This window comes from Kribbella sp. CA-294648, from assembly GCF_050943845.1.
Taxonomy (GTDB): domain Bacteria; phylum Actinomycetota; class Actinomycetes; order Propionibacteriales; family Kribbellaceae; genus Kribbella.
The window spans coordinates 3,736,512-3,757,657 of the sequence record NZ_CP191981.1; the positions used below are offsets into that span (position 1 = coordinate 3,736,512).

22 protein-coding genes are annotated in these 21,146 nt (G+C 68.7%); 14 read left to right on the forward strand and 8 right to left on the reverse strand.

Annotated elements, in window-relative coordinates:
* The first annotated feature begins 10 nt into the window (after positions 1-10).
* Positions 11-1,315, forward strand: coding sequence for an ABC transporter substrate-binding protein (locus ACQPYM_RS17775; RefSeq protein WP_433021988.1), 1,305 nt, complete (start codon positions 11-13; stop codon positions 1,313-1,315).
* A gap of 99 nt (positions 1,316-1,414) precedes the next feature.
* Positions 1,415-2,824, forward strand: coding sequence for an alkaline phosphatase PhoX (locus tag ACQPYM_RS17780; RefSeq protein ID WP_433021990.1), 1,410 nt, complete (start codon positions 1,415-1,417; stop codon positions 2,822-2,824).
* On the opposite strand, the gene ACQPYM_RS17785 is transcribed toward ACQPYM_RS17780, so the two are convergent.
* Together ACQPYM_RS17785 and ACQPYM_RS17790 are read right to left on the reverse strand one after the other, a co-directional pair.
* Complete coding sequence (locus tag ACQPYM_RS17785; RefSeq protein ID WP_433021992.1) at positions 2,796-3,203, reverse strand: YchJ family protein; 408 nt, start codon at positions 3,201-3,203, stop codon at positions 2,796-2,798. The genes ACQPYM_RS17780 and ACQPYM_RS17785 overlap by 29 nt on opposite strands.
* Before the next feature lie 12 nt (positions 3,204-3,215).
* Positions 3,216-3,992, reverse strand: a complete 777-nt coding sequence (locus ACQPYM_RS17790; protein ID WP_433021994.1) for an SDR family oxidoreductase — start codon at positions 3,990-3,992, stop codon at positions 3,216-3,218.
* Between the two features lie 62 nt (positions 3,993-4,054).
* On the opposite strand from ACQPYM_RS17790, the gene ACQPYM_RS17795 reads away from it, so the two are divergent.
* The gene (locus ACQPYM_RS17795) at positions 4,055-5,026 is read left to right on the forward strand and encodes a sigma-70 family RNA polymerase sigma factor (RefSeq protein WP_433021996.1); all 972 of its coding nucleotides are present in this window, start codon (positions 4,055-4,057) and stop codon (positions 5,024-5,026) included.
* Here the strand turns inward: ACQPYM_RS17795 and ACQPYM_RS17800 are convergent.
* Positions 4,946-5,605, reverse strand: coding sequence for a lysoplasmalogenase family protein (locus tag ACQPYM_RS17800; RefSeq protein WP_433021998.1), 660 nt, complete (start codon positions 5,603-5,605; stop codon positions 4,946-4,948). The two genes, ACQPYM_RS17795 and ACQPYM_RS17800, sit on opposite strands and share 81 nt — an antisense overlap.
* Before the next feature lie 112 nt (positions 5,606-5,717).
* Between ACQPYM_RS17800 and ACQPYM_RS17805 the strand changes: the two genes are divergently transcribed.
* Complete coding sequence (locus ACQPYM_RS17805) at positions 5,718-6,485, forward strand: nucleotidyltransferase domain-containing protein (protein ID WP_433022000.1); 768 nt, start codon at positions 5,718-5,720, stop codon at positions 6,483-6,485.
* 15 nt (positions 6,486-6,500) lie between these two features.
* Here ACQPYM_RS17805 and ACQPYM_RS17810 read toward each other — a convergent pair whose 3' ends face one another.
* Together ACQPYM_RS17810 and ACQPYM_RS17815 are read right to left on the reverse strand one after the other, a co-directional pair.
* Entirely contained in the window at positions 6,501-6,911 is a 411-nt protein-coding gene (locus tag ACQPYM_RS17810) for a ferritin-like domain-containing protein (protein ID WP_433022002.1), read from the reverse strand.
* Positions 6,908-7,495, reverse strand: a complete 588-nt coding sequence (locus tag ACQPYM_RS17815) for a cell division protein FtsK (protein WP_433022004.1) — start codon at positions 7,493-7,495, stop codon at positions 6,908-6,910. Before ACQPYM_RS17815 ends, ACQPYM_RS17810 begins: the two co-directional genes overlap by 4 nt.
* A 133-nt stretch (positions 7,496-7,628) precedes the next feature.
* On the opposite strand from ACQPYM_RS17815, the gene rimP reads away from it, so the two are divergent.
* The 6 genes from rimP to truB all read left to right on the forward strand — a co-directional run bounded on the left by rimP (position 7,629) and on the right by truB (position 14,405).
* Entirely contained in the window at positions 7,629-8,168 is a 540-nt protein-coding gene (gene rimP / locus ACQPYM_RS17820; RefSeq protein ID WP_433022005.1) for a ribosome maturation factor RimP, read from the forward strand.
* Complete coding sequence (nusA, locus tag ACQPYM_RS17825) at positions 8,168-9,160, forward strand: transcription termination factor NusA (protein ID WP_360272059.1); 993 nt, start codon at positions 8,168-8,170, stop codon at positions 9,158-9,160. The genes rimP and nusA overlap by 1 nt, the downstream gene beginning before the upstream one ends.
* Positions 9,161-9,297: 137 nt before the next feature.
* Positions 9,298-9,480, forward strand: coding sequence for a YlxR family protein (locus tag ACQPYM_RS17830; protein WP_433022007.1), 183 nt, complete (start codon positions 9,298-9,300; stop codon positions 9,478-9,480).
* A 172-nt stretch (positions 9,481-9,652) separates the two neighbouring features.
* Entirely contained in the window at positions 9,653-12,892 is a 3,240-nt protein-coding gene (infB, locus tag ACQPYM_RS17835) for a translation initiation factor IF-2 (protein ID WP_433022009.1), read from the forward strand.
* Between the two features lie 108 nt (positions 12,893-13,000).
* Positions 13,001-13,438 carry a 30S ribosome-binding factor RbfA gene (gene rbfA / locus ACQPYM_RS17840; RefSeq protein WP_433022011.1) on the forward strand — a complete coding sequence of 146 codons (438 nt, stop codon included), beginning with the start codon at positions 13,001-13,003 and terminating at the stop codon, positions 13,436-13,438.
* Between the two features lie 46 nt (positions 13,439-13,484).
* On the forward strand, positions 13,485-14,405 hold the full coding sequence (gene truB / locus ACQPYM_RS17845; RefSeq protein ID WP_433022013.1) for a tRNA pseudouridine(55) synthase TruB: 921 nt from the start codon (positions 13,485-13,487) through the stop codon (positions 14,403-14,405).
* Positions 14,406-14,423: 18 nt separating this feature from the next.
* Here truB and ACQPYM_RS17850 read toward each other — a convergent pair whose 3' ends face one another.
* Together ACQPYM_RS17850 and ACQPYM_RS17855 are read right to left on the reverse strand one after the other, a co-directional pair.
* Positions 14,424-15,629, reverse strand: coding sequence for an MFS transporter (locus tag ACQPYM_RS17850; protein ID WP_433022014.1), 1,206 nt, complete (start codon positions 15,627-15,629; stop codon positions 14,424-14,426).
* A gap of 120 nt (positions 15,630-15,749) precedes the next feature.
* Positions 15,750-16,595: a hypothetical protein gene (locus ACQPYM_RS17855; RefSeq protein WP_433022016.1), complete on the reverse strand. Its 846-nt coding sequence runs from the start codon at positions 16,593-16,595 to the stop codon at positions 15,750-15,752.
* Between the two features lie 126 nt (positions 16,596-16,721).
* On the opposite strand from ACQPYM_RS17855, the gene ACQPYM_RS17860 reads away from it, so the two are divergent.
* The 3 genes from ACQPYM_RS17860 to ACQPYM_RS17870 all read left to right on the forward strand — a co-directional run bounded on the left by ACQPYM_RS17860 (position 16,722) and on the right by ACQPYM_RS17870 (position 18,873).
* The gene (locus ACQPYM_RS17860; protein WP_433022018.1) at positions 16,722-16,877 is read left to right on the forward strand and encodes a hypothetical protein; all 156 of its coding nucleotides are present in this window, start codon (positions 16,722-16,724) and stop codon (positions 16,875-16,877) included.
* 153 nt (positions 16,878-17,030) lie between these two features.
* Complete coding sequence (locus ACQPYM_RS17865; protein ID WP_433022020.1) at positions 17,031-17,933, forward strand: hypothetical protein; 903 nt, start codon at positions 17,031-17,033, stop codon at positions 17,931-17,933.
* A 55-nt stretch (positions 17,934-17,988) separates the two neighbouring features.
* A complete protein-coding gene (locus ACQPYM_RS17870) occupies positions 17,989-18,873 on the forward strand; it encodes an NAD-dependent protein deacetylase (RefSeq protein ID WP_433022022.1) in 885 nt (294 codons plus the stop codon).
* Between the two features lie 116 nt (positions 18,874-18,989).
* Here the strand turns inward: ACQPYM_RS17870 and ACQPYM_RS17875 are convergent, their stop codons facing one another.
* Complete coding sequence (locus tag ACQPYM_RS17875; protein WP_433022024.1) at positions 18,990-20,030, reverse strand: SGNH/GDSL hydrolase family protein; 1,041 nt, start codon at positions 20,028-20,030, stop codon at positions 18,990-18,992.
* A gap of 120 nt (positions 20,031-20,150) precedes the next feature.
* Between ACQPYM_RS17875 and ACQPYM_RS17880 the strand changes: the two genes are divergently transcribed.
* Positions 20,151-21,116, forward strand: a complete 966-nt coding sequence (locus ACQPYM_RS17880) for a bifunctional riboflavin kinase/FAD synthetase (protein ID WP_433022026.1) — start codon at positions 20,151-20,153, stop codon at positions 21,114-21,116.
* Positions 21,117-21,146 lie beyond the last annotated feature (30 nt).

The following is a 21,146-nucleotide window of genomic DNA, read 5'->3' on the forward strand; positions in this document are numbered from 1 at the left end:
AGGAAGAGCGATGTACAGAAGTCGCAGGACGGTCGCGGTGGGCCTGGTGGCCGCCGTACTGGCCGTCGCAGGGTGCCGCAGCGACGCCCCGGAGACGCAGCAGGGCAGCGAAGGCGTCAAGTTCGACGTCGGCGTCACCAAGGAGCCGTGCCCGGCGGCGGTGGACAAGGCGAAGGGATGTATCTACCTCGGCTCGATCTCCGACCTGACCGAGGGCCCGTTCAAGGCGCTCGGGGTGCCGATCACCGAGAGTCAGAAGGCGTTCTGGAAGCGGGTCAACACCGCGGGCGGGATCGGCGGCTACGAGGTCGACGTCACGAAGTACACCAAGGACAACAAGTACAACCCGCAGATCCACAACGAGGTGTACTCCGAGATCAAGCCGGACGTGCTCGGCCTGGCCCAGACGCTGGGCTCGCCGACCACCGCGGCCATCCTGGCCGACCTGAAGTCCAGCAACATGATCGGCGTACCGGCCTCGTGGACGTCGGCCTGGGCGTTCGAGGACGTCATCCTGGAGTCGGGCACGAACTACTGCTTCGAGTCGATGAACTCCGTCGACTTCGGCGCCGAGACCCTGCAGGCCAAGAGCGTGGCCGCGGTGCACTTCCCGGGTGACTACGGCGACGACGCGGCGGCCGGGACGAAGATCGCGGCCGAGGGCAACGGGATGAAGTTCACCGACATCCCGACCGCGCCCGGCCAGGAGAACCAGGGCGCGGCGATCCAGAAGCTGATGGCCGCCAAGCCTGATCTGGTCATCCTGAGCACCGGTCCGACCGAGGCGGCCACGATCGTCGGTGGCGCCGCTCAGGCTGGGTTCAAGGGGCAGTTCATCGGTACGAGCCCGACCTGGAACCCGGCGTTGCTGAAGAGCCCGGCCGCTCCCGCGTTGACCGCGCTCTACCGGCAGTCGGGCCCGTGGGCGCCGTACGGGACGGACACGGCGGGTCACAAGGCGCTGACCGAGTCGCTGGACCAGGCGATGTTCAAGGCCGCACCCAACGACGGTTACACCGCCGGCTGGGTCTGGTCCTACCCGCTGAAGGCGGCGCTGCAGAAGGCCGTCGACTCCAAGGACCTCACCCGGGCGGGGCTGCTGGCGGCGGTGAAGTCGCTGGAGACGGTCGACTACGAAGGGATGCTGCCGGCGGAGGCGGGCCGGTTCGGTGGTGAGCCGAGCGAGCGGGTCTTCCGGCAGAGCATCATCTCCAAGGTGGACCCGGCGGCGCCCACCGGCGTGAAGGTCGAGAAGGACTTCTTCACCGGCAAGACCGCCGAGAAGCACGAGTTCAGCAAGCCCTGCTACCAGTAAGTATTTTCTGTCCACGGCGCGCGGTTCACCTTGTAGTCATCGGCCGTTCACCATACGTTCGCTGGTGATCGAAAGATACTTCGCTCCAAGGAGGCCCGCGTGTCCGTGGAACCGCAGTCGAATCCCCTGTCCCGGCGGCAGTTCGTCGCCCGTGCGGCCGCGGCAGGTGTTGCCGTCAGTGTGATCGGGTCCGTGGAGGCCCTCTACACGGCGGAGCCCGCGCTCGGTACGTCCGGCCCGAAGCTCGGCTACGGGCCGCTCGTCGAGGACCCCGCGGGCATGCTCGACCTGCCGCGAGGTTTCAGCTACAAGGTCCTCTCGCGGGAGGGTACGGTCGCGAAGCCGGGCACCCCGCCGGTGCCGAGCCGCTTCGACGGTATGGGGACCTTCCCCGACCGGCACGGCGGCAACCGGCTGGTCCGCAACCACGAGTGCAGCCCGACCGCCAAGATCAAGGTCGTCGCCCCGCCGGAGCGCACCTACGACCCGGGTGCGGCCGGTGGTACCACCACGATCGTCGCCGACCGGCACAACAACGCCACCAGCGAGTACGTCAGCCTCGGCGGTACTGCGATCAACTGCTCCGGCGGTCTCACCCCGTGGCGCACCTGGCTGACCTGCGAGGAGACCGAGCTCAAGGCCGGCACCAGCGGCTACACCAAGGACCACGGCTTCATCTTCGAGGTCGACCCGTACGACAACCGCCGCAACCGGAACCCGACGCCACTGAAGGAGATGGGCCGCTTCCAGCACGAAGCGGTCGCGCTCGACCCGCGCACCGGCATCGTCTACGAGACCGAGGACGCGTTCGTCGCGCCGCTCGGCGGCTTCTACCGCTTCCTCCCCAACCGTCCTTGCGGTGGCTGGGGGAGCTTGCGAGCCGGCGGCGAACTCGAGGCCATGCACATCGACGGGCTGCCCGACCTGTCCGTAGTACAGGAGCCTGGGACGACCTTCCACAACGTGCAGTGGGTGAAGGTGCCCGACCCGCTCGCGACCACAGAGTCGGTGCGGGCGCAGGACTACGCCAAGCCGATCACCGGCGGTTACAAGCTCGAGGGCTGCTGGTGGGGCGCACTGGACCGCTGCGTGTACTTCGTCTCGTCGTTCGCCCGGACCGAGCTCGGCCCGAAGGTCGACCACGACGGCCAGGTCTGGCGGTACGACCCGCGCAAGAGGACGCTGCGCCTGGAGGTCATCTTCACCCGGCCGAAGCCCGGCTCGGACGACCCCGAGTTCGATGCCCCCGACAACATCACGATGTCGCCGTACGGCGGGCTGATGATGTGCGAGGACGGCCTCGGCGAGCAGCACATCCTCGGCACCACCGAGGACGGCGAGGTCTTCAAGTTCGCCCGCAACCGGGTCAACAACGGCACCCCCGAAGACCCGGAGTACGGCGAACTGGCCGGCGCCGGCTTCTCCGCCGACGGCCGCACGATGTTCTTCAACGTCTACTCTCCCGGCATCACCTACGCCATCACCGGCCCGTGGCGCCGCCGCCGCTGACTGGTGCCACGTAGACCCACAAACTGTCTTCGCGAGTGAACTGGCTGTTCTCGTGTTGGCTGCCGGCCTGGTTGTCGGTGAGGTAGTACGCGCGGAACTCGACGGTGCCTTCGGTGTGGAAGGCGGTTCCGCCCGTACTACTCAGGATCTCCAGGCCGGTCCACTCGAAGTCGTCGTTCAACGGGAGGGTGCGCGGGCGGGTTTCGGAGTACCAGGTGCGGAGGAGATAGGGCGCATCGCGTACGACGAACGCGGAGTACCGCGAGCGCATGAGTTGCTCGGCGGTGATCGCCGTCGTCCGGCCGGTGTGGAGGCTGCCGCAGCAGTCGGCGTACGGGGCGGGGAGACCGCACGGACAGGTGGTGGGGCGTTTGGCCATCCCTCGATTGTGTCAGTCGTCCAGGCTGCCCATGGTCAGGTTGACGGTCGTTCCGGTCATGCCGCTGGCCTTGTCGGAGGCCAGGAAGGTGGCGAGGTTTGCCATCTCCTCCAGCGTCATCAGGCGTCGCGGGTGGGTCCGGGCGGCGAGTAGTTCCTGCCACTGGTCCCAGGTCAGGCCTGAGGCCTTGGCTCGGGGCTCGTAGGCGTCGCGGATCGTGCGGGTCTCGGGCATACCCTGCGGACGCAGGCCGACCACGCGTACGCCGTACGGGGCGAGCTCGGCGGACAGGTCTCGGGTGAGCGCCTCCTTGGCGGCCATTGCCGGGCCGTAGCCGCCGACCAGCGGGAGGCCCATCCTCGAGTGGAGCGCGGTGACGGTCATGATGACGCCCGACTTCTGCGCGATCATCCGCCGGGCGGCCAGGCGTGCGGTCAGGAAGTAGGACAGGGCGTACCCGGTGAGTGGCTGCGTGAAGAGGGTGGCGTCCAGATCGGTCAGTGAGGTGCCGACGATGTTCGCGTTCGGCAGGCCGATGGCGTTGAAGGAGATGTCGACGCGGCCGGCCTTCTTGACGACGGACTCGAGATGGCTCTCCACCGCCTCTTCGTCCAGGGCATCGACCTCTGCTGCGTCGGCAAGCAGGTCATCGGCGGCTGCTTGGACAGACGCCAGCCGCCGGCCGGTGAGGAAGACTTTGGCGCCTTCTTGGGCGAAGTGTCGCGCTACGGCGCCGCCGATCCCGCCGCCGGCGCCGTAGACCACTGCGATCTTGTCTTTGAGCATCATGGGGATAGAGACACCGCGGGAGCCCAGTTCTTGGCGCTGCCGGTGTCCATACAGTGGTGAAGGTGACGCAGGAGTTGATCGACAGGGCGCGGGCCGGCGATGGTGAGGCGTTCCGCGAGTTGACCGAGCCGTACCGGCGTGAGCTGCAGGTGCATTGCTACCGGATGCTCGGCTCGCTGCAGGACGCCGAGGATGCCCTGCAAGACTCACTGCTCGCCGCGTGGCGCGGGATCGCCGCGTTCGAAGGGCGCGCGTCGATCCGCAGCTGGCTATACCGGATCGCCACCAACCGCTGCCTCAACGCGCGCCGCTCCGCCAGCCGGCGGCCGCCTGAGGAGTTCGCCATGCCAGCCGTCGAACCACCCGAACCGACCCGGTACGGCGAACTCCCGTGGCTCGAGCCGTATCCCGACGCGCTGCTCGGTCCGGAGGCGGAGTACGAACAGACCGAGGGGATCTCGCTGGCTTTCGTGACCGCTTTGCAGGCGCTGCCTCCTCGGCAGGTTGCCGTGCTGGTCCTGCGCGACGTACTGGGCTTCCGCGCCGCCGAAGTGGCCGAGATGCTCGATTCGACGGTCGAGTCGGTCACCAGTGCGCTGAAACGGGCCAGAGCGGGTCTGCGGCGGCTGGCTCCTGAGCGTGAACCGACTCCCGGATCAGCGGTGGAGCAGGCGTTGGTGGCCGAGTTCGTGGCGGCGTACGAGTCCGGTGACGTGGAGCGGTTGGTTGCCTTGTTCACCGATGACGTCTTCGTCTCGATGCCGCCGATTCCACTCGAGTACGAAGGGCGCGAGGCCGCGGCCCGGCTGTTCGCGACCATCTTCAGCTCCGGCCGCCGGGTCAGCCTCGTACCGACGCGAGCAAACGGCCAGCCGGCGTTCGGCGTCTACCTCCGCGGCGCCACCCGCCACGGCGGCGGACTGTTCGTCCTCACCCTCGCGGGCGACCGGATCTCAGCGTTCACCCGCTTCGACACCAGCTTGTTCCCGTACTTCGGGCTGCCGCGTTCCCTTCCTCGTGCCGGAGACGAGTAGGTACTGACCGGTGGCGTAGGTGGACATCACCAGGACGCCCCGACCCGGGAAGTCACGGCCTGCGAGCCGCATCGCGATGAGCGCATCGGAGACGAGGAAGAGCGCGCCACCGACTCCGCTGCGCGGGTTGTGCCATTTCGCCGCGATTGCTGTTGCTGTGAGCAACAACGCGTAGGCGGCGACGGGGACTCGCTGGGACCCGAGATCCCGGCCCAGCAACGCGATCAGAGCGGCCCAGAGTGCGCCGTACGCCGCAAGCACCCGCCAAGATCGCTCGCCCGGCTTGTCGAGGAAGACCGCAAGGTAGCAAGCCTGCGCCGCGGCAAACGCGGCGATCCCGGCTGTCTGAAACTCAGTCTCCAGCAGAAGATCACCGGCCGCGGATGCGAGCAGTGCTGCCTGGATGAGCGTGGATGCGCCCTGCGTCCGCATCCAGGACAACAGCAACGGCATCAACGTCGCTTTGCTTGCCCGCTTCAACAACTTCGCATCAACCGCAACCGCCGCCACCTGGACGACAGCCGCCCCCCAGTACGCCGCCAACCGCCGCCGCTCAGCCACCAGCCGCCCAAGCCTCATACACCGAACCCTCCCGCGCCCCGGTGTCCAGCAGGCAAACCCTCAGCAACCACTCCCACCCCGGGGGAGACGCAATTCGGCTGCGTCGGACCAGCACGCCTAGGCTCCGGCCATGCAGGCCCACGACGACAGCGCTTTCCTCGCCCAGGTCACGCAGCGACTCGCAACGCTGCCGCAGGTCCATGCCGTCGCGCTGGGCGGGTCGCGCGCCGTTGGAACGCATGGTCCTGACAGCGACTGGGACTTCGCGGTCTACTACCGCGGAGCGTTCTCTCCACAAGACGTGCGGAAGCTTGGATGGCCGGGAGAAGCCTCCGAGATCGGCGGCTGGGGTGGCGGAGTGTTCAACGGCGGCGCCTGGCTGCAGGCTGACGGCAGACGCATCGACGTGCACTATCGGGACCTGGACGATGTAGAGCATCAGCTCGCGGAAGCTCGCGAGGGCCGCTTCCACGTCGAGAGGCTGCTGTTCCACCTGGCAGGTATCCCGAGCTACATCGTCGTAGCGGAACTGGCCATCAACCAGGTCCTTCACGGCACCCTCCCGAAGCCCGACTTTCCCGAAGCTCTGCGGTGGACGGCATTGGAACGCTGGTGGGGCGAGGCCCGCCTCACCCTGGACTACGCCCGGACCGCGCATGCCGAACAGGGGCACCTCGCCGAAACCGCCGGGGCAATCGCCACCGCCGGCTGTCAGGCAGCCCACGCGATCCTGGCTGCCCGAGGCAACTGGGTGACCAACGAGAAGGCCCTGCTGGACCGAGCCGGGCTTCGAGAGCTCGACCGCATAGTCAGCGGTTTGACGCCGTCACCGCGGGCTCTGACGGCTGTCGTCGACGAGGCGACAGGCGTGTTAGAAGCCGCGTTCCCGACGCCCTGAGCCCGAGCTCTGGGATCAGACGGTGCCGGGGAAGGCGGTGGGGGCGCCGCCCCAGGTGGTTTGGGTGGCTGCGGTGGTGAGGAGGTACTGGATTGCCAGGGCACGGACCGGCTCCTGCTCGGCCGCTTCGACCAGGTCGGCGTAGACGGCTGTCAGGCGGCGTTCGATCAGGAGGATGAGGGCCGTGGCGGTGGCTGGGGTGGTCACAACGAGCGGCAGGTCGTACGCCGGTTCGGCTGCGGCTGGGGTCTCGCCGGCGGCGGTGAGGAGGTCGGTGAGCTTGTCCCGCTGCCGCCGGTGGCGCTCGTCGAGCTCGGACGCCGCCTGGAACTTGGCGCCGCTCAGCTTGCCGCCGGCTACGCCGACGCCGTACAGGGCGGCGTGCTCGCCGGCCAGGGCTGCCTGGAGTGCTTCGACCTGAGTCACCGGGCAGCCTTCTTCTTGACGGTCAGGGAGGCGGCCAGCTGGGTCTCGGAGGCGGCAATCATCGCCAGCAGCCGGGCGTTGGGGCCGGAGAGCTTCGCTGCGGCGAGGGCGTGGGCTACCGCCAGCTTCTGCTCCCGGCTCGCCAGGTCGGCCAGTGCAGCCGCCGACCCTTTCGGCAGCGCCGGCAGCTTCCCGACAGCCGCCGGAGCGGTACCGGACGCCTCGTTGAGCTTCGCCAGGTGCTGAGCGTGGTACTTCGCTGCGGTGGCGAGCTGGGCTGCCAAGGCGGGGTAGGTCTTGCTAGCGGCGCTCAGCCGTTGGGCAGCCTGGGCCACCTGGCCGGCCGCAGTCGACAGGGCGGCCACCACGGCCGGGTCGGTGCTCGGCTCGGGTTGCTTGGTGCCGTCCGGGCCCTTGGTGCCGCCGCCTTGCGTGGTGCCCCCAGCTCCGGGCTCAGCCGGGTCGTCGCTGCAGCCGGCCAGCAGGGCCGCAGTACCGGCTGTGAGCGCCGCGGCCCGCAGCGTGGTCCGGCGGGAGACAGGCGCCACCGGCCAGCGGGTGAGAAACTGAGGATGGTTCGGCACGGCCGAAACCCTATCCCGACCGGAGGCGCGTGCAGGGACATCCCGGTTGTCCGGATATGGTGGGCTACTGCCCTCGGTCGGATTGCCGGGGCGCGTAACGGGTGCACAACTGGAGAGAGAGGCAGGTCTACCTGTGAGCCGAAGGACTGACCACACGGACCCCGAGAGCCTCGAAAACTTCCTGCGGCCGATCGTCTCGCAGTTCGGCTGCGACCTCGAGGCCGCCGAAGTCACGCCGATCGGTAAGAAGCGGCTGCTGCGCGTGCTGGTGGACCGCGACGGCGGCATCACCCTCGACGACGTCGCCGAGGTGACGCGAGCGATCTCCAAGGCGCTCGACGCGGACGAAGTGATGGGCAACGGCGCGTACACGCTGGAGGTGTCCAGCCCCGGCGTCGACCGGCCGCTCACGCTGCCGCGGCACTGGCGGCGCAACGTCTCCCGCCTGGTCGAGGTCACCTTGGTGGCCGGCGGCAAGGTGACCGGCCGGATCAAGTCCGCGACCGACGAGGCCGCCGAGCTGGACGTCAAAGGGCGGCCGCGCACGATCGCGTACGCCGATGTGACGAAGGCCAAGATCCAGATCGAGTTCAACCGGCCAGCCGGCAACGACGAACCTGCCCCGGAATCGGACGCCGACGCGACCGCCGACGGCACGGTGAAGGAGAACTGATGGACATCGACATGGCCGTCCTGCGGTCCCTGGAACGCGAGAAGGACATCGCCTTCGAGATCGTCGTGGAGGCGATCGAGCAGGCGCTGCTGGTGGCCTACCACCGGACCGAGGGCGCACAGCAGCAGGCGCGGGTGGTGCTGGACCGCAAGACCGGGCACGTGACCGTGTTCGCCAAGGAGCTCGCCGAGGACGGCACGGTGGCGCGCGAGTTCGACGACACCCCGGCCGACTTCGGCCGGATCGCCGCGACCACGGCCAAGCAGGTCATCCTGCAGCGGCTGCGCGACGCCGAGGACGACGTCCGGTACGGCGAGTTCTCCGGCAAGGAGGGCGACATCCTGTCCGGGGTGATCCAGCAGGGCCGCGACCCGCGCTCGGTGATGGTCGACCTGGGCAAGATCGAGGCCGTGCTGCCGGCCCCGGAGCAGGTGCCGGGGGAGAAGTACGAGCACGGCTCGCGGCTGCGGGTCTACGTGGTCGGCGTCCGCAAGGGCTTCAAGGGCCCGCAGATCACCGTCTCCCGGACCCACCCGAACCTGGTCAAGAAGCTGTTCGCGCTCGAAGTACCGGAGATCGCCGACGGCACGGTGGAGATCACCGCGATCGCGCGCGAGGCCGGGCACCGGACCAAGATCGCGGTCCGCACGCTGAACCCGTCCGTGAACGGCAAGGGCGCCTGCATCGGCCCGATGGGCCAGCGGGTACGCAACATCATGCACGAGCTGCACGGTGAGAAGATCGACATCATCGACCACAGCGACGACCCGGCGACGTTCGTCGGGAACGCGCTCTCACCGGCGCAGGTCTCCTCGGTGGAGGTCGTGGACGCGGCGGCCCGCGCCGCGCGCGTCGTCGTACCGGACTACCAGTTGTCGCTGGCGATCGGCAAAGAGGGCCAGAACGCCCGGCTCGCGGCCCGGCTGACCGGCTGGCGGATCGACATCCGGCCGGATACCGATGTGACTCGTGCCGACGAGAAGGTAGACTGATCTCTCGGTCGGTCGACTGAGTCGTCACCACACCCTGAGGAACAGTGATCCAAACTGCAGACGCGCGCTCTGAGAAGGTTCAGGAGCGCACCTGTATCGGGTGTCGGAAGCGGGACAGTCCGACCGGCTTGCTGCGGATGACGGTTTCCGGAGGACGTGTCCTCCCGGATCCCGAGCATCGGGCACCCGGCCGTGGGGCGCACTTGCACCCGGCGACCGAGTGTCTCCAGCTCGCCGAGCGGCGGAAGGCGTTCCCCCGGGCCTTCAAGGTTCCGGGACCGCTGGACATCACGCTGGTGCGGGAAGCAGTAGAGCAATGAGTTGCACGAACAAGAGCGGCCGCCCGGCCGCCCATGGCGAAAGCCGTGAAGACATGAAGGCGGGTCATCGACTCATGACCACTCGATGAGTGTCGAACGATGAGTGCAATGCGATGAGCATGTACGTCAACTAACGGTCCGCGCCCCCAAGGCTCGGACCAGAGGGAGAGTAGTGGCAAAGGTCCGAGTCTACGAGCTCGCGAAAGAGCTCGGAGTTACCAGCAAGGTCGTCCTGACCAGGCTGAACGACATGGGAGAGTTCGTCCGATCGGCGTCCTCGACGATCGAGGCACCCGTCGTCCGACGGTTGGCGGAGGAGTTCGAGAAGAACCCGCCGAAGAAGCGCGCGGCCAAGAAGGCCGCCGCCAGCACGTCAGCAGCGCCGCAGGCGACCGCACCGGTCGCTCCCGCAGCCACGCCGCAGGCGCCGGCTGCTGAGAGCAGCGCGCCCGCAGCACCGGCCCCGGCCGCTCCGGTCAAGGCAGAGCCCACGGTGGTCGAGACCTCCGCAAGCTCCGCCACGTCCGGCGCTGAGGTCACCGAGAAGGCCGCTCCGGCCCCCTCGGCCCCGGCCAGTGCCGAGACCAGCACGTCCGCACCGGCTCCGGCCGCGCCGTCCACTGGCTCCGCTCCGGCGCCGTCCCCGGCTCGCCCGGGTCCGCGGCCCGGCCCGAAGCCTGGCCCGCGCCAGGAGACCCCGGCCGCTCCGGCGTTCGAGGCACCGGCTGCCAAGGCCCCCGAGGCCCCGGCCGCTCCTGCTCCGGCAGCAGAGGCTCCGGCCGCTCCTGCTCCGCAGACGCCCGAGGTACAGGCTCCGGCCGCCTCCGCGGCGCCGTCGGCTCCGGCTCCGGCACAGCGCCCTGGTCCGGCCGCTCCGCGTCCTGCGGGCGACTCGCGTCCGGGTGCACCGCGTCCCGGCACACCGGGCAACGCACCGCGTCCTGGTGGCGCTCCCCGTCCGGGTGCACCTCGCCCGGGTGGCGCGCCGCGTCCTGGTGGCCAGGGTGCCGCCGGTGGACGTCCGGGTGCTCCGCGTCCGGGCAACAACCCCTTCAGCTCGACCCAGGGCATGACCCGTCCTGGCTCCCGTCCGGGTCCGGGTGGCGCTCCGGCGGCTCCGGCCCAGGGTGGCAGCCCGGCAGGCATGCCGCCGCGGCCACCGCAGGCTCGTAGCGGCGGTTCCGACCGACCGCGTCCGTCGGGCAGCGTTCCGGGCGCCCCGCGTCCGAACCCGGCGATGATGCCGAAGTCCTCGGCCGGCACCTTCACCGGTCGTCCGGCTGGTCCGGGCGGCGGCTCCGGTGGCCCCGGTGGTGGCGGCCGTGGCCGTCCCGGCGGCGGTTCCGGTGGTCCCGGTGGTGGCGGCGCTCCTCGTCCCGGTGGCGGCGGTGGCGGTGGCGGCTTCCGTCCGGGTGGTGGCCCCAGCGGTCCCCCCGGCGGTGGCGGTGGCGGTCGTCCCGGCCCGGGCAACCGTGGCCGTGGCGGAACGCAGGGTGCCTTCGGGCGTCCGGGCGGTCCGGCCCGTCGTGGTCGCAAGTCCAAGCGCGCCAAGCGCCAGGAATTCGACAACATGCAGGCTCCGGCCGTCGGCGGCGTGCGCGTCAAGCACGGTGACGGCGAGGTCGTCAGGCTGGCCCGTGGTGCCTCGCTGACGGACTTCGCCGAGAAGGTCGGCGTCGACCCGGCATCGCTGGTCCAGGTGCTGTTCGCCCTGGGCGAGATGGTGACCGCGACCCAGTCGGTCAACGAGGAGACCCTGCAGCTGCTGGGTACCGAGCTGAACTACGACGTCCAGGTCGTCTCGCCCGAGGACGAGGACCGCGAGCTGCTCGAGTCGTTCGACATCGACTTCGGCTCCAACGAGGGCGACGACACCGACCTGGCCGCCCGGCCGCCGGTGGTGACCGTGATGGGTCACGTCGACCACGGTAAGACGAAGCTGCTGGACGCGATCCGGCACGCGAACGTCGTGGCCGGCGAGGCCGGTGGCATCACCCAGCACATCGGTGCGTACCAGGTGACCACCGAGGTCGACGGTCAGCAGCGCGCCATCACCTTCGTCGACACCCCGGGTCACGAGGCGTTCACCGCCATGCGTGCTCGTGGTGCGCAGGCCACCGACATCGTCATCCTGGTGGTCGCGGCCGACGACGGCGTGATGCCGCAGACGATCGAGGCGCTGAACCACGCCCGGGCGGCGAACGTCCCGATCGTGGTCGCGGTGAACAAGATCGACGTCGAGGGTGCGGACCCGACCAAGGTCCGTGGCCAGCTCACGGAGTACGGCCTGGTCCCCGAGGAGTACGGCGGCGACACGATGTTCGTCGACGTCTCCGCGAAGGCCCGGCTGAACATCGAGGGTCTGCTCGAAGGTGTCGTACTGACCGCGGACGCCGCACTGGATCTCCGGGCCAACCCGGACATGCCGGCGCAGGGTCTGGCGATCGAGGCGCACCTGGACAAGGGCCGTGGACCGGTGGCGACCGTGCTGGTGCAGCGCGGAACGCTGAAGGTGGGCGACTCGATGGTCGCGGGTCCGGCGTACGGCCGGGTCCGGGCGATGCTCGACGAGCACGGCAACTCGGTCGAGGAGGCCCTGCCGTCGCGGCCGGTGCTCGTCCTCGGTCTGACCGCCGTGCCCGGTGCGGGTGACAAGTTCCTGGTGGTGGAGGACGACCGGATGGCCCGGCAGATCGCTGAGAAGCGGGAAGCCCGGGCTCGTGCGGCCGCCAACGCCAAGCGGCGCGCGCGTCGTACCCTCGAGGACTTCATGGCCTCCATGGAGAAGGGGCAGAGCCAGGAGTTGCTGCTCATCCTCAAGGGCGACGGCTCCGGTTCGGTCGAGGCGCTGGAAGACGCGCTGGTCCGGATCGAGGTCAGCGACGAGGTCAACCTGCGGGTGATCGACCGTGGCGTCGGTGCCATCAACGAGAACGACGTCAACCTGGCCATCGCCTCCGACGCCGTCATCATCGGCTTCAACGTGCGGCCTGCCGGTAAGGCCGGCGACGTGGCCGAGCGCGAGGGCGTGGACATCCGGTTCTACTCGGTCATCTACCAGGCGATCGACGACATCGAGGCGGCCCTGAAGGGCATGCTGAAGCCGATCTACGAGGAAGTCACTCTGGGTCAGGCGGAGATCCGCGAGATCTTCAAGTCGTCGAAGGTCGGAAACATCGCCGGTTGCTGGGTGACCAGTGGCCTGATCCGCCGCAACGCCAAGATCCGGTTGATCCGGGACGGTGCCGTGGTGGTCGAGAATGGCGACCTGTCGTCGCTCAAGCGGTTCAAGGACGACGCCTCCGAGGTCCGCGAGGGCTTCGAGTGTGGTCTGACCGTGCAGAACTACAACGACATCCGGGTCGGCGATGTCGTCGAGGCGTTCGAACTGCGTGAAAAGGCGCGGAGCTGATCGACCGCGGTTGATGCACGAGTAACGTCCGGAGTGGCGGTGTCACACCCGTCGCTCCGGACGTTACGCATGAATGACCACCAGCAGTTACCGAGGGAGTGAGCCCTGATGGGTCAAGCAAGGGCGAAGCAGTTGGCCGACCGGATCCAGGTCCTGGTCGCGGAGTTGCTCGAGCGCCGGGTCAAGGACCCGCGGCTCGGCTTCGTCACCGTGACGGACGCCAAGCTGACCGCCGATCTGGGCGAGGCGAGCGTCTTCTACACGGTGTACGGCGGCGAGGAAGAGCGCGCCAGCACCGCAGCCGCGCTGGAGTCGGCCCGTGGGCTGATCCGCAGCGAGGTCGGCAAGGCACTGGGGTTGCGCCGTGCGCCCACCCTGGCGTTCTACCTGGACGCCGTACCGGAGACGGCCGGCCAGATCGAGGAGTTGCTGGCCAAGGCCCGCCAGGCCGACGCCGAGGTCGCCAAGGCCGCCGCCGGCGCCAAGCCGGCCGGCGACGCCGACCCGTACAAGCGCCGCGAGGACGATGACTCCGACGACGAGTGACGTGATCGCTTCTGGTGGTTCTGACGTAACTGGTGGTGCTGACACATTGGGTGGTTCTGGCGCTTCCGGTGGGGTTGATCCTTCTGTTGCCGACGGCATCGTTGTGGTCGACAAGCCGGCCGGTCTGACGTCACACACAGTGGTGGCGCGGATCCGCCGGCTGGCCGGAACCCGCAAGGTGGGCCACGCGGGCACCCTCGACCCGATGGCTACCGGCGTACTGGTGGTCGGTCTCAACCGGGCCACCAGGTTGCTCGGCCATCTGCAACTGGCCGACAAGTCGTACGACGCGACCATCCTCCTCGGCGCCACGTCCAGCACGGACGACGCTGAAGGGGAGCTCGAGGTCTCTGCTTCCGCCGCCGAGCTGGCCGCAGTGACCGCCGAGGCGATCGAGGCGGCCGTCTCCGGGTATCGGGGAGAGATCTCGCAGGTGCCGTCGAAGGTCTCGGCGATCAAGGTCGACGGGAAGCGGGCGTACGAGCGGGTGCGCGCCGGCGAAGAGGTCGCCCTCAAGGCCCGGACCGTGACGATCAGCCGGTACGACATCGTCGACGTACGGACTGTTGCCGGTGGCATCGAGGTGGACATCTCGGTGGACTGCTCCAGCGGGACCTACATCCGTGCCCTGGCACGCGATCTGGGTGCCGACCTCGGTGTTGGCGGGCATCTCACGATGCTGCGCCGTACCCGGGTCGGGGCGTTTGGTATGTCTTCGGCGCACACGTTGGAGGAGTTGGCAGAGTCCTTCGCCCTGCTCCCAATCGCCGACGTCGCCGCCGACACGTTCCCCCGCTTCGACGCCGACCCAACCCAAGCAGCCGCCATCCGCACCGGCCGCCCCCTACCCGGCCTGAAGCTGCCAGCAGGCCAGCAAACCGCCATGTTCGACCCAGACGGCACCTTCCTAGCCCTATACGAACCCCACGGCCCCCTAGCCAAACCCACCGCCGTCTTCGTCAGCTAGTACTACCTCCTCCCCACGCTAGCCGGGGCCGCTGGGCTGGGGGCGGGTGCTGAGGTAGGCGAAGGCGAATGTGGCTAGGGCGGTTAAAGCGGCTGGGATGTAGAAGACGTGCGGCAGGCCGATTGCTGCTACTCCGAGGCCGCCGATGGTGCCCCCGATGGCGGAGCTGACGGGGATGGCGCTGAGGAAGATGCCGGATGCGGTGCCGACGCCCTCGGGGTACAGGCGTTGGGCTATTGATACTCCGAGTGCTCCTACGCAGGCCCAGAGGCCGGCCGTGAGGGCTTGGCCTACGAACAGAGCGGCGACCGAGCTGCCGGTTGCGTAGGCGAGGTTGCCGGCTAGGCCCAGTGCTGCGCCGCCGGTCATCACCCACATTGATCCGTAGCGGTCGGCCAGCCGGGCGGCGATCGGTAGCAGCAGCAACTCCAGGAGTGGCTGGATGCCGATCACCGCGCCGCGCATCGCGTCGGAGACGTGGAGCTCGTCGGCCATGTAGATGGGCAGGTAGCCGAACTTGATCGTGTCGCCCGTCATCGCCAGGACGCAGACCGCGGTGAAGACCAGCAACGGCTTCATGTGATCGAGGCGGCGTCGACTAGGGCGCGGAGGAAGCGACAGGTCGTGGTACCGCTCCACGCGTTGCCGGCCGAACGGGATCATCTGCGCGAAGACGCAGCAACCAGTCGCCACCAGCAGGGCGCGCAGGCCGAAGACCCCGCCGAACCAGCTGCCCACGACTGGCCCGATCATCCAGCCGACCGTGAACGCCATCCGGATCGCCGCGACGACGCGGTTGTCGGCCTTCGTCGGGTTCCGGCTCAGTTCGTCGCGGCAGGCCGCGAACAGCTGGGCCATCGAGCCGCCCGCGATGCTCAAGGCGGCCGCGCTGATCACGAACGGGAGCCACACCGAGTTCGCGGCCGCCATCGCGAGCCACCCCGCCGTACCGATGAGCGCGCACACCCGGAACCACAGCAGCCGATCAGGACTGCGATCGGACAACCGGCCGACGAGGTAGCCGGCGAAAGGAGCGGCCAGGTTCGTCACGTAGTACAGGCCGGCCACGGGCAGCGGCGTGCCGAGTTCGCGGACGAGGAACAGGGTCAGCTGCGGTGTCGCGGCCGACGTCCCGATGCCGGCGATCAGCAACGCCACGAATGCCGAACGGTAGAACCGCGACCGGACGACAATCCCCAGCACAGACTCGGACCGGTCAACCATCAGCTTCCCTCACCCCGGCAGTCCTCGAACCCTACCGATTTGCCCGGTGGCTGATCCGGCCGTCTCAAACGACCGGTACTACGACCGCGGGCGCGCCGTCCGCGGTACCTGCGGGCCGGCTCAGGCGAGGCGGACCCGGAAGATCGCGGCGCGGGCGTCGTGACCGTCGACGTTCATCGGGATGGTCCGGGTGGTGACCAGGTCCAGCTTGACCCTGCCGTCGCCGGGCAGCCAGTTGATCCGGTCGATGCCGCGGGCAAAGACCTTGCGCTCCGTTGGTTGACCCGTCGCCCGGTCGTAGTCGGGGTTGTTGGTGTCGGCCGTCCAGATCACCAGGTGACCGCGGTCGTGGTGCGCCATCACCCGCTCGCGATGGGTCTTCTTGTGCAGCTCCCACTCGTCGCGCAGGCTCGGGTTCTGCCCGCCGTTGTACGCGTTGGCGAGGTAGTGCGAGTTGATCAGGACGAACTTCAGCCCGGCGTGGGCCCGGTGCTCGACGACGACCTCGTTGATCCAGCGCGGCGGGGTCACGCCCTTGATCCCGCCGTGGACGAAGGTGGCTCGCGAGTTGACGACCTTCCACGGCAGCGGTACCGAGATCGGCACGCGATAGGCGGTGTTGTGGTGCAGGAACGCGTTCTGGTACTTCGGTCCGAAGTACTGCGAGATGATCGCCGGCTCGCCTTCGTCGCCCTCGCGGATCTCCTGCCAGCCGACGAACGGCCGGTTGCCCGGATCACCGTTGCGCACAGCCCGGATCGCCGCCTCGCGCGCTCCGAGGTTCTTGCGCCCGATGTTGGCCGTGATCACCGGAAGCCGGAGCCAGTCGGTCGCAGCCGCGGTCGCCGCTGCGGCCGGTCGCGCCCCGGCCGCGGTCCCGACAGCCGCGGTCCCCACAGTCGCGGCGCCGGCCAATGCGCCACCGCCGAGCATCAACGCTTGCCGTCTGCTGATCCTGCTTACCATCGCTACCTCCACGAGAGTTCTGGCCGGGCGGCCGTTTTGCTGGTCCGGCGGGTACGACGTACAAGCCGGTGCAACGGTTGCAAGCGGCTGCGGCCAACCGTCAGGTCCGTCGTACGGGACTCGCTCGTGGCGGAGTGGCATTTCGAGTGCACCTGGAAGGGGAGCCCGGGGGCGTTCGACGGCTCCACGGTGGCGAGGCTCGAGGACGGACGGATCAGCTACCTCCGGGAGTACTCGACCACGGCGCCACTGTACGACTGGACTGGCACCTGGCTCGACTGACCCGGTGTCCGCGACCGTCGGTACGGGTGGAGTACGGGCAGAGCCGAGGAGATCGGGGTCCATAAGTTGGGCTGCTGTTCGGGCGATGTTGCTGGGGGGCAACAGCCCGGCGCGCTCCGCCCTCAACCCCAACCTCCCTGGAGAACTTTCCTGATGCGTAAATCCATCGTGGCTTCGGCTACGGCACTGGCTGTTGTCGCGACCGGTCTTGCCGTGGTCGGAGTCGTCGGAACCGCCCGCCCGTCGAGTGCGGCAGTCGGCGATGTACCGGCGGACTGCATGAACTGGACCACGGCGTACCGTTCCGACGGACAGCGTCTCGCCTATAAGCGCTCCGATCGGAAGACCAGCACCGAGGCGCTCCCCGGCGACAATCTCGGCTTCGTGCCAACGGCAGAGTGGGGAGGCATCAATTCCGGGGGTGCGGATTGGTGGGAGGGCTCTAGCCTGTTCACGCATCCGACCGACGGATACCTGTACCTGCTGAAGCGCCAAGGTGAGCGGATCGACGGGGTCTGGAGGGTCACGACGCACAGAACCACCCGACTGGCGCCCGGGTTTGCCGGCACCCGGATCCTCATGGGTGGAGGGTTCCCCAACCCCTACTACTATCGCGTCGCGGGCAACTCGCTTTACCGCTTCAAGGTGACCTACAGCGCGGGTCAGCCTCCCGCTGTCTCGACGCCGGAGAAGATGCCCGGCAGCGGCTGGGACTCGGTCAAAACCTTGCAGTACGCCCGCACGGGCGGAACGGCGGCGGCCCCGGTGCACGTGCTGCTCGGCACCAGGACCAATGGGGAGCTCAAACAGTGGCGGATCAGCGCGGCGACCCCGGCAACGGTCACCTCGACGGTCTTGCAGAGCACCGGCTGGGGGAGTTTCACCAGCCTGACCATCGGCCACTGCCCCTCGCACCCCGACGGCCGCTCGCTGATGGGCATCACCGCCACCGGCAGGGCAGCCGTGTACTTCGACGCCAACAAGAAGGACGGTGTCGGTACCGATATCAAAGGCGGCTGGCTCGGCTTGCTCGGCTGGACCGAGAAGGCCTACTGACGGTCGAGGGCGTCGGCGGGTCCTGGGGCGTTGCTCGGCGTCGTACGCTGGAGGGGTGCGTTCGCGTCCGACACTGACCTGGTCTCCAGGGCCAGACGTGCTTTCACTCGCTCCCGGTACTGCGGACGTCGCACCCGTCGTCGACGCGATCCGTGACGGGGGAGTGGTGGTGCTCAGCGGGGCGGGAATCTCCACCGAGTCAGGGATCCCCGACTATCGCGGTGAGACCGGGAGTCTGCGCACCCACACCCCGATGACGTACGGCGACTTCGTGGGAAGCGAGTCGGGGCGACAGCGGTACTGGGCCCGGAGCCACCTCGGCTGGCGGACGATCGCCCGGGCGCACCCCAATGCGGGTCACCGGGCGGTCGCTGCGTTGCAGGCTCGCGGCTATCTCGACGGGATCATCACCCAGAACGTCGACGGGCTGCACGGTGCGGCCGGCGCGCGGGACGTCATCGAGCTGCACGGAAACCTCGACCGAGTCATCTGCCTGGACTGCCGCCAAACAACTCCCCGTGAAGAACTCGACGTACGGCTCCGCGAAGCCAACCCGACCTTCGAGGCCCAAGCGACCAGGATCAACCCCGACGGCGACGTCGACCTACCCGACGAGGTGGTCAAGCACTTCCACCTGGTCGATTGCGCGAACTGCAGCTCCCGCCTCCTGAAACCGGACGTGGTCTTCTTCGGCGAAAACGTCCCCAAGCCACGAGTAGAACGCTGCTACCGCCTCATCGACGAGGCCCGCGCAATGTTAGTCCTCGGCTCTTCCCTAACAGTGATGTCGGGCTTCCGCTTCGTCCGCTACGCCGCCAAGTCCGGCAAACCGGTCCACATCATCAACCAGGGCCTAACCCGAGGCGACCCCTACGCCACCATCCGCGTGAACCTCCCCTTAGGCGAAGCCCTAACCAACCTCACCACCGCACTCCCCTGAAACCCCGCTAGCCGACGCAGAGGCCCGGGCATGCGGCGCGTGCGGGTAAAAGCACCGGACCAGGACCCTTGCGTGGAGGGTTCTGGTCCGGTGTCCGCCGTACGGATTGGAAAGGGTCAGCGTTGCGCGCCGGTCCGTAGGCGGTCCAGGTGGGCCTTCATGGCCGGGTTGGACTTGGTTTGGGCAGCCGTTTGGCTGAGTTTGCGGGCTTCTGAGGCCCAGCGGGCCTGCTCGGCCGGGGTCACGGTCTCCTTCGCGCCGGTCAGTTTCTTGTAGGTCAGGGACGCCACCGCGGCTTGCCCCTCGAAGCGAGGGTGGTAGTTCAGCGCTCGCAGCAGATTGATGTCCTTGCCCTGGATCCACGCCTGCCCGTCCGGAGCGCACGCGTCATGCCCGGTCGACGGCCCGAAGGTGTCCACATACACAGCGCCACCAGCGGCGGCCGCGTTCGAGACCGCCTGGTTGAGCTTCTGCTCGACCGAGTAGAGATAGGCGTAGTCCCCGTCCGAGAACGGCAGGACGGCCGGGCACACCCCCTTTTCCGGCGCGATCTTCGGATAACCCAGCAGTACTACGGTCGCCCGCGGTGACCGCAGCTTGATGCCCTTCACCACCTCGGTGATCCGGGCCTGGGTCTGCGTGATCTTGGTCGCGAGCGTGTCCTCGCCGTTGACCGTGAAGTGCTTCTTGCACGGCGACCCGGTCGGGTCCACGGCCCGCAGGCCCGGGCAGGTCCCGATGACGTCACCGAACACTCCGAAATCGTTGCCACCGATCCCGAGTGTGACCAGGTCGGTCTCGGGCGTGAGCGCGTTGAACTGCGGCGGGAACGTCCCCAGTGGCGTCACCTGAGGCTGAGTCATGTTCGTGGTGTCCGCGCCACCGCAGCTGACATCGGTGAACGACGGCACCCGTAGCAAGCCCGCGAGCTGTTTCGGGTAGTTGCTGCTGGACCGCAGGCAGCCCAGCGACAGCAGCTCGGGCAGCGGCACCAGCGGAGCCGACGTGTAGGAGTCGCCCAGCGCGACGTACTTGGTGAACGAGACAGGAGCAAAGGGGGTCGCGGCCGGGGCGGCAGCCTGAGCGGTACTCGTGACGGACATCAAGCCGACCAGGACCGCCGCGGTACAGGCGGCGGCAAGGCGCTGAACTTTCACGGGACCTCCGAGGGTGCGAAAGATTGCGGGCCCACCCTAAGTTGAGTTACCAGGTGATTACAAGGGGTGACCATGGGACCTCTTGCACGAAGCCGACCCGGCCCGTGGAATCCTTCTCTCATGCATGTCTGGCACGGTTTGGGCGAAGTGGACCCCGCTTACGGGCCGTCGGTCGTCACCATCGGCAACTTCGACGGCGTGCACCGCGGTCATCAGGAGGTGCTGCGCCACGCCCGGGCGCGAGCGGCCGAACTCGGTGGGCTGCCGGTGGTCGCGATGACGTTCGACCCGCACCCGATGTCGGTACTGCGGCCCGGCCAGGCGCCCGCGATGCTCAGCGAACCCGGCCAGCGGGCCGAACTGCTGGGCGCGGCCGGCGCGGACGCCGTACTGATCCTGCCGTTCGACCGGGATGTCGCGTCCTGGTCGCCGGAGGAGTTCATCGACAAGGTCCTGGTCGGCACGCTGCACGCCAAGGCGGTCGTCGTGGGGGAGAACTTCCGCTTCGGCCACAGGGCGGCCGGCCACGTCGACACGCTCGTCGCGGCCGGGGCGGCCTACGGGTTCCAGGTCGAGGGTCTGAGCCTGGCGGGCGACGCTCAGCCGTGGTCTTCGACGTACATCCGGGAGCTGATCGCCGCCGGTGACGTCGAGGGTGCTGCCGAGGCGCTCGGCCGGCCGCTCAGGGTCACCGGGGTCGTCGTCGAGGGCGACAAACGCGGTCGCGAACTCGGCTACCCGACGGCCAACATTCCTGCCCTGGCAACCGCCGCGGTCCCGCTGGACGGCGTGTACGCCGGCTGGCTGACCGTGCTCGAACCGGCACCCGGCGCCCCGCAGTACGCCGAACCGCTGCCGGCGGCGATCAGTGTCGGCAGCAACCCCACCTTCGACGGCGTCGACCGCCGGGTGGAGTCGTACGTGCTCGATCGCGACGACCTGGAGCTGTACGGCGCCCGGATCGCGGTCGACTTCGTCACCCGCCTGCGCGGCAGCCAGATCCGTTTCGACACCATCGACGACCTGCTGGTCCAGATGAAAGCCGACGTCGACCAGGCACGCCGCGTCCTCACCGAATTAGGGTGACGCGTCCACGGACTGATACTCTGGACGCTG